This window comes from Kitasatospora sp. NPDC015120 (assembly GCF_043080305.1).
Taxonomy (GTDB): Bacteria; Actinomycetota; Actinomycetes; order Streptomycetales; family Streptomycetaceae; genus Kitasatospora.
In genome coordinates this window covers 69,061-81,537 of record NZ_JBIBVJ010000015.1, presented here as the reverse complement: position 1 = coordinate 81,537, position 12,477 = coordinate 69,061, and the positions used below count along the sequence as shown (strand labels likewise).

10 protein-coding genes are annotated in these 12,477 nt (G+C 73.6%); 2 read left to right on the top strand and 8 right to left on the bottom strand.

Going from position 1 to position 12,477, the window contains the following annotated elements:
• Positions 1-259: 259 nt before the first annotated feature.
• Complete coding sequence (locus tag ACF1AK_RS27535; RefSeq protein ID WP_391501515.1) at positions 260-952, top strand: hypothetical protein; 693 nt, start codon at positions 260-262, stop codon at positions 950-952.
• A gap of 220 nt (positions 953-1,172) precedes the next feature.
• On the opposite strand, the gene ACF1AK_RS27530 is transcribed toward ACF1AK_RS27535, so the two are convergent.
• The 3 genes from ACF1AK_RS27530 to ACF1AK_RS27520 form a co-directional block, all read right to left on the bottom strand.
• Positions 1,173-1,886 carry a hypothetical protein gene (locus ACF1AK_RS27530; RefSeq protein WP_391501514.1) on the bottom strand — a complete coding sequence of 238 codons (714 nt, stop codon included), beginning with the start codon at positions 1,884-1,886 and terminating at the stop codon, positions 1,173-1,175.
• 100 nt (positions 1,887-1,986) lie between these two features.
• The gene (locus ACF1AK_RS27525; protein WP_391501513.1) at positions 1,987-2,697 is read right to left on the bottom strand and encodes a ribonuclease HII; all 711 of its coding nucleotides are present in this window, start codon (positions 2,695-2,697) and stop codon (positions 1,987-1,989) included.
• 209 nt (positions 2,698-2,906) lie between these two features.
• Positions 2,907-3,611 carry a TetR/AcrR family transcriptional regulator gene (locus ACF1AK_RS27520; protein ID WP_391501512.1) on the bottom strand — a complete coding sequence of 235 codons (705 nt, stop codon included), beginning with the start codon at positions 3,609-3,611 and terminating at the stop codon, positions 2,907-2,909.
• Between the two features lie 168 nt (positions 3,612-3,779).
• Here ACF1AK_RS27520 and ACF1AK_RS27515 point away from each other — a divergent pair, with 168 nt between their 5' ends.
• Complete coding sequence (locus ACF1AK_RS27515) at positions 3,780-5,327, top strand: MFS transporter (RefSeq protein ID WP_391501511.1); 1,548 nt, start codon at positions 3,780-3,782, stop codon at positions 5,325-5,327.
• Positions 5,328-5,496: 169 nt separating this feature from the next.
• Here the strand turns inward: ACF1AK_RS27515 and ACF1AK_RS27510 are convergent, their stop codons facing one another.
• The 5 genes from ACF1AK_RS27510 to ACF1AK_RS27490 form a co-directional block, all read right to left on the bottom strand.
• A complete protein-coding gene (locus ACF1AK_RS27510) occupies positions 5,497-7,107 on the bottom strand; it encodes a DUF4153 domain-containing protein (protein ID WP_391501510.1) in 1,611 nt (536 codons plus the stop codon).
• Positions 7,108-7,409: 302 nt separating this feature from the next.
• Positions 7,410-8,327, bottom strand: coding sequence for a carbohydrate ABC transporter permease (locus ACF1AK_RS27505; RefSeq protein ID WP_391501509.1), 918 nt, complete (start codon positions 8,325-8,327; stop codon positions 7,410-7,412).
• Complete coding sequence (locus ACF1AK_RS27500; protein WP_391501508.1) at positions 8,324-9,316, bottom strand: carbohydrate ABC transporter permease; 993 nt, start codon at positions 9,314-9,316, stop codon at positions 8,324-8,326. The genes ACF1AK_RS27505 and ACF1AK_RS27500 overlap by 4 nt, the downstream gene beginning before the upstream one ends.
• Positions 9,317-9,540: 224 nt before the next feature.
• Positions 9,541-10,959 (bottom strand): ABC transporter substrate-binding protein, encoded by a 1,419-nt coding sequence (locus ACF1AK_RS27495; protein ID WP_391501507.1) that lies wholly within the window; start codon positions 10,957-10,959, stop codon positions 9,541-9,543.
• A gap of 250 nt (positions 10,960-11,209) precedes the next feature.
• A complete protein-coding gene (locus ACF1AK_RS27490; RefSeq protein WP_391501506.1) occupies positions 11,210-12,436 on the bottom strand; it encodes a cytochrome P450 in 1,227 nt (408 codons plus the stop codon).
• Positions 12,437-12,477: the final 41 nt, after the last annotated feature.

Here is a 12,477-nt window from a genome sequence, read left to right as displayed (position 1 = left end):
GGAGGAACGAAGTTGTCCGGGAGGCTCGGCAGCGCCCTCCGGCCCGGCCGGGTCACGATCCGGCGGTGGCGGGGCCGGTTCCGGGCGACCGTGGAACATCTCCGGCGGAATGTGGGCTTTCGGGCGGCGTTCATCATTTCGTCATTGCCGCTCCGCCCCCTCTGCCCTGAGAATTGGACCGTACCCGGAGCGCGGTCCCCTGGACCATGCCTCCGGCGTACGCGGACACCCGCGCGTTCGTGGGTCGGGAAGGAGGGCCGTGATCAGCGGAATCGACCGGGGTCCGTATTCCCCCGCCAGGAGACCGGCCCCCGGACGGGTGCTCGACCTGGAGACCTGGACGGCCTCGGGGATCCCGTTGCTCCGCGATCCCCGCGAGTTCGTGGCGGACCTGCACCGTCGCCACCTGCCGCAGCCCGGCACGGTGGTGGTCTCCGTCCTGGACGCGCTGCACCGGGTGACCGCCTCGGCCTCGTTCGCCCCCTGGCCGCACGACACGGACGGCTGGCAGCACCGCAACGCGATCCTCACCCACCTGCGCCAGGTCACCCCGCACGACCTGCGGCTGCCCACGCCGAGGCGCACGACCGTCCTGCTGCGCTGCCGCGAGGGCTCGGCCGGCTGGACGGAGCAGGACGGTGCCTGGATGTGGGCCCTGCGGGACGCGGCCGGACTGCACGGGCTGCGCTGCGGGGCGTACGTCGCGCTGACCCCGGCCGGCTGGCAGATCCTCGGCGACGGACGGAGCGGACGCAATCCGCACGCGGGCTCGTGGGCGCAGGGACCGGTCCACACCGTGACCGAGCTGCCGCCGCGCACCACGCGGGACACCCCGCGCACCCAGCGGCCGCAGCGCGGCGAACGGCCGACGCGCTCCCGCCAGCCCGAGCGCCCCTGGGGGCCCGCCCGGGTCACGGCGATCGAACCGGCCCGCCGCACCGGCACCCGCTGACCACCCGTCCACCCGGCCGCGGTCCGTGACGGCCGACGGGAGCGGCGCCGGGAGCGGCGCCGTGCCCGCCCCGCGCCACCGGACCCGTCCGGCCGGGCCGCACACCCCGCCTCCGGTGCCGGGCGGGTGACGGGTCGCGGGAACGCCGCGTCCCGGTACCCGAAGGGATACCGGGACGCGGACCTCGCGCCACTCGCCCGGTGGTCCCGGGCCACGGGTCTCAGGCGGGCAGCCTGCGCGGAGCCGGGGTGCCGGTGGCGCCGGGCGGAGGACCGGCGGCGGCCGGATCGGCGCCGCCGCAGACCACCAGCAGCGCCTCGGCGTGCTGCAGCGCCTTGGCGTACACCGCCGCGGCACGGTCGGCCGGGCCGCCGTTGACCACCAGCACGACCACCGGCCGGCGGGCCGGGCGGGTCAGCCCGGCGTCGGCGTAGAACACGTCGCCGCCCTCGGCGAGCTGCGCCCAGTAGCGCTCCTCGCCGAAGGAGAGCTCGTGCTGCTGCCAGGGGTGCGCCGCGCCGACCGTCAGCACCAGGACGGCGCCGGGGTCGCGGCCGGACTCCAGCAGTTGGTCGACGGTCTCGTCCGCGCGGTCCAGCGCCTCCGCCTCGGCGGCGGGGACGTACCGGACCTCGACCGGCGCCGGGCGGGGCGCGGGGCGCGGGGGGCTGGGCTTGGGGATCGGGTTCGGGCGCGGCGAAGGCCCCGGTCGGTCCGCCCGCGCGGCCGTCGGACGCGGCGGTGCCGGCCGCGGCGGCGCCGGGCGGGGGCCCGGAACCGGGGCGGGCGCGACGCCGGCGGCCGGCGGTACGGCGGTGGTCGCGCCGCCGGTGGCTGGCGCGCTGAGGGCTTGTGCGTCCGACTCGCGGGGGCTGGGAACGCCGGGGCCCGGGAGGCTCTCGCTGATCTCCGGCTCCTCGGGGAAGACAGGCATACCCGGATATCTATCAAATGCCGGTCGGACGCGCACGGGCGCCCCACCCCTTGGGCACCCGGAGCACCCCGCCCCGCCCCGGAGGTTTCCCGACGTACCGTCAGAAACCGAGCGAGAGCTGTTCCCCCGCGGGCTCCGCGGAGCCCGCGCCGCCGGGACCGGGAACCGTCCGGACCCGCTTCAGGTGGCGCCACCGTGGCAGCCCGTCGAGATAGGACCAGGAGAGGCGGTGGTGCTCGGTCGGCCCGAGTTCCTCCAGCGCGGCCCGGTGCACCGGGGACGGGTAGCCGGCGTTGTCGGCGAAGCCGAACTCGGGGTGCGACTCGCCGAGATCGGCCATCAGGCCGTCCCGGTGGACCTTGGCGAGCACCGAGGCGGCGGACACGCAGATGCACGACTGGTCGCCCTTGATCACCGTGCGCACCCGCCAGGGGCCGCCGAGGTAGTCGTGCTTGCCGTCGAGGATCACCGCGTCGGGCTCCACCGGCAGCGCCTCCAGCGCGCGCACGGCGGCCAGCCGCAGGGCGGCGGTCATCCCGAGCTCGTCGCACTCCATGGCCGAGGCGTGGCCGAGCGCGTACGCGGTGACCCAGTCGGCGAGCACGGGAGCGAGCGCCCGGCGGCGGAGTCCGGTGAGCAGCTTGGAGTCGGTCAGCCCCTCCGGGGCCCGGCGCAGTCCGGTGACGGCCGCGCCCACGGTGACCGGACCGGCCCAGGCACCGCGCCCGACCTCGTCGAGGCCGACGACGATCCTGGCGCCGGCGCGGCGCAGCGAGCGCTCGACGGAGTGCGTCGGCGGGACGATGGGCATGGGGGGTCCGTTCAGCTGGTCGGACTCCAGCCTATGCCACCCGGCCCCGCCTCCGACCCGCCCCCGGACGGGCTCCGGCACGGGCCCGGGGCGGCTCCAGGGAGGAGCGGATCCAGGCCGGGCCCGGGGCGGGCGCGGCGCGGGGCGGGTCGGAAGCGGGGCGGGCGCGGCGCGAGGCGGGCGCGGCCCGGGGCGGGCGCGGCGCGGGATCAGGGCCGGATCAGCGGGACCAGCACCTCGTCGACCAGCTGGTCGACGAACTCGGGGCCGATCCGCCGGTCGCAGACCTTCAGCCGGTAGAGCAGCATCGCCGGGACGACGTCGGCGACCACCGGGCTGGCCGCGCCGGGCCGGACGTCGCCGCGCTCGGCGCCGCGGCGCAGGATGTCCAGGATCACGTCCTTGGTCGGCTCCAGCATCCGCTGGGCGATGAAGCCCTTGAACCGCTCCGCCTGGTCGTGGTCCAGCTCGGCCATCACCGCGCTCATCGCACCGCCCGCGCGGGAGCGCGCGACGGAGACGAAACTCTCGACGAGGTAGTGCAGTTCCGCGCGGGCGGACCCGAGGGCCGGGGTGTCGGCGGGGCGTGGCAGAGTGGAGTCCAGGGCGTCGATGACCAGGTCCACCTTGGACGCCCACCGCCGGTACAGCGCGGCCTTCCCGGTCCGCGCGGCGCCGGCGACCCCTTCCATCGTCAGCCGCGCGAATCCGCCGGAGGTGAGCTGATCGAGCGTCGCTTCGAAGATCGCCGCCTCCAGCTCCCTCCCCCGCCGCCGCCCCGGCCGCGCCAGCGCCCCGGCGACGACCTGGACGGGGCACGGCGTCCGCGCGGCCTCGGGCGCCCGTCGCGCCGCCCGCCCGGCCGGAGGGCCCGCCGAGTCGTCCACCGCCTGACGCCGCGTCAGCTGATCCATCGTCACCAACCCTAAGGAACGCTTGCGTTCATAATCTCTCCAGCGCTATCGTCCACAGTAGTGAACGATTCCGTTCCTTCATAGCCCGCGGGACGCCGTCGGGCCGCGCCGGACCCCACGGTCCGCAGCATACGAAGCAGTAAGCAGTAGCCAGCAGGGGGCATCAACTTGGCTATCTCCGACACGCTCAGCAAGAACGCTCCACCACGGGGCGGCCGCGGCCCGCGCAAGGGCATCACCCTGACCGTCATCGCGGCCTCGCAGCTGATGGTGGTGCTCGACGCCACCATCGTGAACATCGCCCTGCCGCAGATCAGGGACGCGCTGGAGTTCTCCACCACCAACCTGTCGTGGGTGATCAACGCCTACACGCTGACCTTCGGCGGCCTGCTGCTGCTCGGCGGACGCGCGGGCGACATCCTCGGCCGGCGCCGGGTCTTCATAGCCGGCACGCTGCTGTTCGGCCTGGCCTCGCTGCTCGGGGGCTTCGCACAGGACGGCGGCATGCTGCTGGCGGCCCGCGCGCTCCAGGGCATCGGCGGCGCGATCTGCTCGCCGACGGCCTTCGCCCTGATCGCCACCAACTTCGACGAAGGGCCCGAACGCAACCGGGCCTTCGGCGTGTTCTCCGCGGTGGCCGGTTCGGGCGCCGCGATCGGCCTGCTGGCCGGCGGTGTGCTCACCGAGTACCTCGACTGGCGCTGGGTGTTCTTCGTCAACGTGCCGATCGCCGTGCTCATCGCGGTCGCCGCGCCGCGCCACATCGCGGAGTCGGAGCGCCACCCGGGCCGCTTCGACCTGCCCGGCGCGCTCACCTCGACGCTCGGCCTGGTCGGCCTGGTCTACGGCTTCATCCGCGCCGCGTCGGACGGCTGGTCGGACGCGCTGACGCTCGGCTCCTTCGCCGCCGGCGTGGTCCTGCTGATCGCGTTCGTGGTCATCGAGACCCGGACCGCGCAGCCGATCACCCCGCTGAAGCTCTTCGCCGACCGCAACCGCACCGGCGGCCTGGTGATGATGCTCTGCGTGGCCGCCGCCATGTTCGGCATCTTCTTCTACATCACGCTCTTCGTGCAGGGCCCGCTGGACTACAGCCCGCTCAAGGCCGGCTTCGCGTTCCTGCCGATCAGCGCGGCCATCATCGTGGCCGCCCAGATCGCCTCCACCCTCCAGGCCAAGTACGGCCCGAAGCCGTTCATGGCGGGCGGCGCGCTGCTCGTCACCGTCGGGCTCTCCTGGCTGACCTTCCTGGACGCGGACAGCGGTTACGTGGACGGCATCCTCGGCCCCACGGTGATCTTCGGCTTCGGCATGGGCCTGATCTTCGTACCGGTGATGCTGCTCGCCGTCTCCGGCGTCTCCGGCCAGGAGACCGGCGCCGCCTCCGGCCTGCTGAACTCCATGCAGCAGATCGGCGGTTCACTCGGCCTGTCGATCCTGACCACGGTGTTCGCGCACTACGCGACCAGCGAGGGCAAGGTGCAGCTCCCGGGCTTCATGGCCACCGCCACGCCGGAACAGAAGGCCTGGCTGCTGGAAAAGCAGGAGTTCCCCAAGGGCACCACCGCGGCCAACGAGGTGCTCGCCCAGGGCATTTCGCACGGCTTCGTGGTGAGCGCGCTGCTGGCGGGAATCGCCTTCGTGGTCGCCGCCGTCGTGGTCAAGGCCAAGGCCTCCGACCTGCCGTCGAACACCTCCGGTGTCGCGATGCACTGACCGGCCGCCCGCCCGGGGGAGGCGGACCGGACAGCGCAGGGGCCGGACGGGAGCAGCACCGCTCCCGTCCGGCCCCTCGCCATTCCCTCGCCCACCGCCCGCCGCCCCCGCCCCCGCCCCCGGTCCCCTGCCGACCGGCCGCCCGGCCGCCCGGCCGCCCGGCGAAGGGTCAGCCGCCGAAGCTGAACACGCGGCGCGGCCCCACCCGCTCGCAGGCGTATTCCCGGCCCTCCAGCCGGTCGGCCACCGGGCGTGCGGCGAGGATGTCCCGGGCCCGCGACTCGGCCAGGCTCGCGGCGTACCAGGGGGTGGGCCCGTCGTGCTCCAGATCGGCGGCGAGGATGCCCAGCGCGCACGTCCGGTAGTCCCCCGGCAGCCGGTCCAGGGCCGGGACGGCATCCGCGGAGAGGCTGCGGACGTTGCGCAGGTCGATCTGCCCGGTCCGCTCGAAGCGGGCCACGTTCTGCTCGGCGACCACGGCGTCCGGCCCGGCCAGCCCGTACACCGCGGCGGCCAGCGCGGCGCTGAGCACCACCGCACGCGGCAGCCAGCCGGCCGACGGGGTCAGGCCCGATGCGATCAGCAGCAGGAAGACCACGCCCAGCCACAGTTCGACCGCCAGCACCCAGAGCCGCAGCGCGGTCAGGCCGGAGGCGTCCACGTAGAACCACATCCGCCCGAGCGCCGAGGCCACCACGACCAGCGTGAGCAGGCAGAGCGCCCCGAGCAGCAGCCGGGCGATCCGGCGGTCGGCCTCGTTCCCGCGCGGCGCCCAGCGCTTGGCGACCGCGACCACCACCAGGGTCAGCACGGTGACCACCAGCAGTTGCCAGAAGCCCTGCCGGGCGTACTCGGAGCGGCTCATCCCGGTGCGCTCCAGCACCGACTCCCCGCCGCCGAGCACCACCACCGCCTGCACCACCGCGAAGGCGCCGAACATCAGGTTCAGCGCGGCCAGCGGCAGCGCCCACTCCAGCCGGCCCCTGGGGCGGCCCGGCCGGACCGGCGTGCGGTCCCAGCGGCGCGGGCCCGCCGCGATGTGCGCGAAGCCCAGCGCGGTCGCCAGGCCGAGCACGAACAGGGACGCCCGGGAGGGGAGTTCGCCGAGGTCGAGGCTGGGCACCAGACTCCCGAGGACATCCGCCATGGCCGCGTCGGCACTGGCGAACAGGGCGCCGAAGACGGCGAGCAGCACGGCGGCCACCAGGACCCCCTTGAGCACTGGCACCACCCGGCTGCGGGAGTTCCCGCCGCGCCCGGCCAGCCCCGCCCGGGCCCACCCCAGGGCCGGCACCAGCTGCCAGAGCAGTCCCGGCAGCGCGAGCAGGACGCCGCTCCAGCGCCGCCCGCCGTGCAGCGCGAGCGAGGCCAGGCCGACGGCCCAGACCGTGCTCAGCAGCACCGGCCAGTGGGCCTCGTACAACGCCGGGACGGCGAGCAGGGCGAGCGCGAGGGCGCTCCACAGCGCGGTCCACACCCGCAGCCGGCGGCCGGCCGTACGGGCGGCGATCCCGGCGCCGGCGGCGGTGAGGGCGGCGCAGAGCAGCAGGTTCACGCCGAGCCCGTCGGCCAGGACCAGTGAGGTGAGCAGGCCGGTCAGCACCGCCGCCAGCACCGTCCGGCCGGTGGCCGGGGCCTTGCGCTCCGGGTCGCCGGGCCGCAGCCACGCGAACGGCTGCGGCGCGGGCGTCCCGGGCCGGTAGGGCCCGGCACCGGCACCGGTGCCGGCACCGCCGCCGGGCGGCACTCCGTCCGCCGCTGGCGTGCTGAATCCGGACATGGCTTCCCCCTCAAGGGTCGGGTGGGCGTGCGGAAGCCACCCTCCGGGCGGTCCGCCGACGGGCACGCGGAACCACACCGGCGAGGACGCCGGGCACCACGGCCGATGCCGACTGTAGACCATTCTGAACAAGTTCAAAAAGGCCCGGCCCGGCCCCGTCACACCCCTGTGACAGAGCCGGGTCCGGGGCGCGGAACCGCCCCTGAGCACGGATCAGCCCCGCCCGGCCCGCCGCTCCGCTGCCGCCGCGGACCGACCGGTACGGGCCGACGCCCCCGGCCCCGGCCCCGGCGGGGCCGCGCTCACCCCTTGACCGACCCGGCCAGCAGACCGCGCACGAAGTACCGCTGGAGCGCGAAGAACACCCCCAGCGGGATCACGATGGACAGGAACGCCCCCGCCGTGAGCAGCTCCCACCGCCCGCCGAAGGACCCGGAGAGCTGCGCCAGCCGGACCGTCATCGGCGCCACCTCCGGCGTGCCGCCGGCGAAGGTGAGCGCCACCAGCAGGTCGTTCCAGACCCAGAGGAACTGGAAGATCGCGAAGGAGGCCAGCGCGGGGGTGCAGAGCGGCAGCACGATCGAGCGGAAGATCTTGAAATGCGAGGCGCCGTCCACCACCGCCGCCTCCATGAGGTCACGCGGCAGCTGGGCCATGAAGTTGTGCAGCAGGAAGATCGCCAGCGGTAGCGCGAACATGGTGTGCGCCAGCCAGACCGGCACGTAGGTGCCCTTGAGGTCCAGCGCCGGGACCACGGTCAGCGAGCCCAGGTGCGCCCCGCCCGAGAACAGCTGGAGCAACGGGATCAGCGCCATCTGCATCGGCACCACCTGGAGCGCGAAGACCACGAAGAACAGCGTGTCACTGCCCTTGAACCGCACCCAGGCCAGCGCGTACGCGGCCATCGCCGCCAGCACCAGCGGGAAGAGGGTGGCCGGCACACTGATCGCCAGCGAGTTCACCAGGAAGGGCATCAGCCCGGTGGAGACGCCGGAGCCGCCCTCGAACAGCACCGTGTGGTAGTTGTCCAGGCCGAAGTCCGGGTGGAGCAGGGCGTTCCACCACCCGTCGGCGGTGACGTCCTGCTTGGGGCGCAGCGAGGTGACCAGCAGCCCGACGGTGGGGACGGTCCACAGCACCGTCACCGCGATCACGAAGACCGAGGCGAGGGGGGAGGAGAAGGCCTTCCGGACGGCGTTGCCGTCGCGCCGTACGCTCATCGGACCTCACGCTCCTTGCGCAGCTGGAGGATGTTGTAGGCCACCAGTGGCAGCACCGCGAGGAAGAGGATCACCGCCAGCGCGCTGCCCCGTCCGGTGTTGAACTGGACGAAGGACTGCGAGTACATCTCGTTGGCCAGCACCTGGGTGCCGAAGTTGCCGCCGGTCATGGTGCGGACGATGTCGAAGGCCTTCAGCGTGGTGATCATCACCGTGGTCAGCACCACCACCGCCGTGGTGCGGATCATCGGCACGGTGACGTACCAGAACAGCCGCACGCCCTGGGCGCCGTCCAGCCGGGCCGCCTCGGTCACCTCGTCCGGGATCGCCTTGATGGCCGCCGACAGGACGACCATCGCGAAGCCGGTCTGCACCCACACCATGACGGCCATCAGCAGGAAGGTGTTGAGCGGCTGGGAGAGCATCCAGTTCGGCGGATCGTCCCAGCCCAGCGCGATCGCCACCTGGCTGAGCAGGCCGATCTGCTGCTGCGAGGGGTCGCGCGACTCGTAGACGAACTTGAAGATGATCGAGGCGCCGACCAGCGAGATCGCCATCGGCATGAAGATCAGGGACTTGTAGACCGCCTGGCCGCGCATCCGGTCCACCAGCAGGGCCAGGACGAGGCCGAGGCCGGTGGCCGCCAGCGGGACGACCACCAGCCAGAGCAGGGTGTTGAGCAGCACCTCGCGCAACGGGTCGCTGGTGAACGCCCAGCCGTAGTTCTCGCCGCCGACGAAGCGGCGGCTGTCGTCGCCGTAGAAGCTCAGGTAGACCGTGCGGACCAGCGGCGCGGCCAGGCCGACCACCAGCAGCAGCAGCGCCGGTCCGAGCAGGACCAGCACGGCCAGCGGGCGGGCGACACGGCCGGAGGCGCGCCCGGCGACCAGGAAGACCAGCAACAGGATGCCGAGGAAGCCGGCGATCGCTCCGAAGCCGTTGCCGAACTTGACCATCGCGTCGCCCCAGGCGCCGGCGGAGAGGGACATGGCGGAACGTCCTTTCCCAACGGAGGGCGGAACGGGAACTGGGAGGGGTGCTCCCCGACGGCCCCGGGGCGGGACACAGAGAGGCGGGGGCACGGAAGGGCGGGGGCACGGGGCGGAGCACGGAGGGGCCGGGGGCACGGAGGGCCGGGGGCACGGAGGGGCGGGCGGTGCGGGTGGGTGGCCCCGCACCGCCCTTCGGCAGGTGGTTCCTGCGACGCGCGCCGCTACTGCGGCCAGGCGGCGTCGATGTCCGCGGCGGTCTTCTGGATCGACTGCCCCTCGGCGAACCAGGCGGTGAGCGACTTCCACTCCTGCCCGGCGCCGACCGCCGCCGGCATCAGGTCCGAGCCGTCGAACCGGAAGGTCGCCGCCGGGTCGGTGAGGGCGTCCGCGGAGAGCCGGTCGATCTGGTCGGTGTACAGGTTCTTGTCCACGCCCTGGTTGGCCGAAACCCAGCCGGTCGCGGTCCGCACCCGGCTGCTCGCCCAGTCGCTGCTGGACAGGTAGTTCTGCACCGCCTGCACCTCGGGCCGGCTCGCGAACGCGGTGAGGAACTCGCCGCCGCCCTCGACCGGGCTGGACACCGACGGGTTCACCGCCGGCAGGTTGAAGGCGAAGATGTCGCCGTCCGGCCCGATCGCGGTGTCCTTGGGCCACTGAGCCTTGTAGAAGGACGCCTGCTGGAGCATGAAGCACTTGCCGGTGAGGATCGGCGCGCCCGCGTCCTGGAAGGTCGTGGTGGCGATCGACTTCACATCACCGTAGCCGCCGTTGACCCAGGCCGGGTTCTGCATCCAGTCGGCGACCGTCTTCATCGCCGCGGTGATCCTCGGGTCGGAGAACTTCACCTGGTGGCTCACCCACTGGTCGTACACCTCACCGCCGAGGGAGCCCAGGACCACCTCTTCCAGCCAGTCGGTGGCCGGCCAGCCGGTGGCCGTGCCGGAGGCGATGCCGCCGCACCAGGGCTTTCCGGCGCCGGCCTTGGCGATCCGGTCGCTGAGCGCCATCAGGTCGGCCCAGGTCTTGGGCACGCTGTAGCCGGCCTGCTTGAACGCCTTCGGCGAGTACCAGACCAGGGACTTCATGTTGGCGCTCATCGGCGCGGCGTAGAAGGTGCCGTTGACCGAGCCGTAGGTCTTCCAGACCGGGCTCCACTTCTCCTGGTTGGCCACGGTCTGCGCGGGCGGCTTGACCACCTTGCCGCTCTTGACCATCTGGGCCAGCAGACCGGGCTGCGGGATGATCGCGAAGTCGGGGGCGTTGCCGCCGCTCACCCGCACCGGCAGCTGGGACTCGAAGTCGTTGCTGCCCTCGTAACTGATCTTGATCCCGGTGCACTTGCTGAAGTCCGCCCAGGACTTCTCCAGGTTGTCCGACTCGGGGCTGAGGATCGAGGCGAAGACCGTCACCGTCTTGCCGGCGTGCCCGGCGTACGGCTGGTACGCGGCGCAGTCACCGGACAGCGTCTGCCCGCCCCCCGATCCTCCCGAACTTCCGGAACTGTCGGAGCTGTTGGAACAGGCCGCGGTGAGGGCCGCGGCGGCCAGCAGGGCCACGGCGGCCGGCAGGCGCCGGCGCCGGGCGGCGGGTGCGGGAACGGGCGGCGCAGTCGTGGACGGCACGGTCGGGGTGGAAGTCAATGCGGTCCTCCTCGCCGGGGCGTGAACGCTCGGCTGTACGACGGAACGACATTGCGCTGTACCGGAGTTCGACGTTCGACATGGACGCGGCGGCCGGCCGATCCCAAGACGGTAACGCAGCCGCCACGTGCCGCCAAGGTCCGGACCCGACCATCATTCCCTCGTGCCCCGGTTGTGACCCGGACGCCGTTCGGCCCCGCCCGGAAGGACCGGGCGGGGCCGAACCATGGCCAGCAGAAACGATTCTGCTTCAGAAGAGACGGACCGGAAGCTCCTTCAGCGCGTTCACCACCAGCGAGCCGCTCGGCCGCAGCTCCTCGTCCGGCACCGCCAGCGCGAGGTCCGGGAACCGCTCGAACAGCGCCGGCAGCGCGATCCCCGCCTCCAGCCGGGCCAGCGGCGAACCCGGGCAGACGTGCGGGCCGTGCCCGAAGGACAGGTGCCGGACCGGATCCCGGGTGACGTCGAACACCTCGGCGGTCACCCCGTGCTGCGCGGGGTCCCGCCCGATCGCGTTGTACGAGATCAGCACCGGCTCGCCCGCCGGGATCACCGCGCCGCCCACCGCGACGTCCTCGGCGGCGAACCGGAACAGGAAGTTGCTGGTCGGCGGCGTCCAGCGGAGCGACTCCTCCACCACCGCGTCCCAGCCGGCCCTCCCCTCGCGCACCAGCGCCAGCTGGTCCGGGTGCGAGAGCAGCGCCCGCACCGCGTTGCCGATCAGGTTCACCGTGGTCTCGTGGCCCGCCGCGATGATCACCCGCAGGGTGGCCGCCGCTTCCTCGTCGGTCAGCGCCCCGCCCTCCGCGTCGGCCAGCAGCAGCACGCTCGCCAGGTCGTCGCCGGGAGCCGCGCGGCGCTGCGCCACCAGGCCGTTGACGAAGGCGTTCAGCCCGGCGATGGTCGCCTGGATGCCCTCCGGGTTCGGCCGGGCACCGAAGAACCGCTCGTAGAGGTCCCGCAGCCGGCCGTGCTCCGACTCCGGCACGCCCAGCAGCGAGCAGATCACCGTCATCGGCAGCGGGAAGGCGAAGGCGGACTTGAGGTCCACCACCGGCTCCCCCGCCGCCAGGGTGTCCAGCAGCTCACGGGTGATCGCCTCCACCCGCGGGCGCATCAGCTCCACCTGGCGCGGGGTGAACGCGTGCGCCACCAGGGCGCGCAGCCGGCGGTGCTCGGCGCCGTCGGTGGTCACCATGCTCGGGCCCGGCACCGCCAGGCCGATCAGCGGCCAGGTCCTCGGCACCTCGCCGCGCTGGAACGCCGCCCAGTGCCGGGCGTCCTTCACCAGCCGCGCGTCGGTCAGCAGTTCACGGGCGGCCGCGTGCTGCGTCACCGCCCAGGCGGCGACACCTCCGGGCAGCACCACCGGCACCACCGGACCGGCGGCGCGCAGCAGCGCGCCCTCGGCGGCGTTGTCGCGCGCCAGCGGGTCGAGGGCGATCGGGTCGGGGGCGATCGGGGCAGGGGCGGTCATCGGCTTCAGCTCCTTCGGTTCGGGTCCAGCGGTACCGGGGT

Coding starts and splice junctions, on each gene's coding strand:
- ACF1AK_RS27530 (WP_391501514.1), bottom strand. CDS start 1,886: ATGCCTGTCTTCCCCGAGGAGCCGGAGATCAGCGAGAGCCTCCCGGGC.
- ACF1AK_RS27525 (WP_391501513.1), bottom strand. CDS start 2,697: ATGCCCATCGTCCCGCCGACGCACTCCGTCGAGCGCTCGCTGCGCCGC.
- ACF1AK_RS27520 (WP_391501512.1), bottom strand. CDS start 3,611: ATGGATCAGCTGACGCGGCGTCAGGCGGTGGACGACTCGGCGGGCCCT.
- ACF1AK_RS27510 (WP_391501510.1), bottom strand. CDS start 7,107: ATGTCCGGATTCAGCACGCCAGCGGCGGACGGAGTGCCGCCCGGCGGC.
- ACF1AK_RS27505 (WP_391501509.1), bottom strand. CDS start 8,327: ATGAGCGTACGGCGCGACGGCAACGCCGTCCGGAAGGCCTTCTCCTCC.
- ACF1AK_RS27500 (WP_391501508.1), bottom strand. CDS start 9,316: ATGTCCCTCTCCGCCGGCGCCTGGGGCGACGCGATGGTCAAGTTCGGC.
- ACF1AK_RS27490 (WP_391501506.1), bottom strand. CDS start 12,436: ATGACCGCCCCTGCCCCGATCGCCCCCGACCCGATCGCCCTCGACCCG.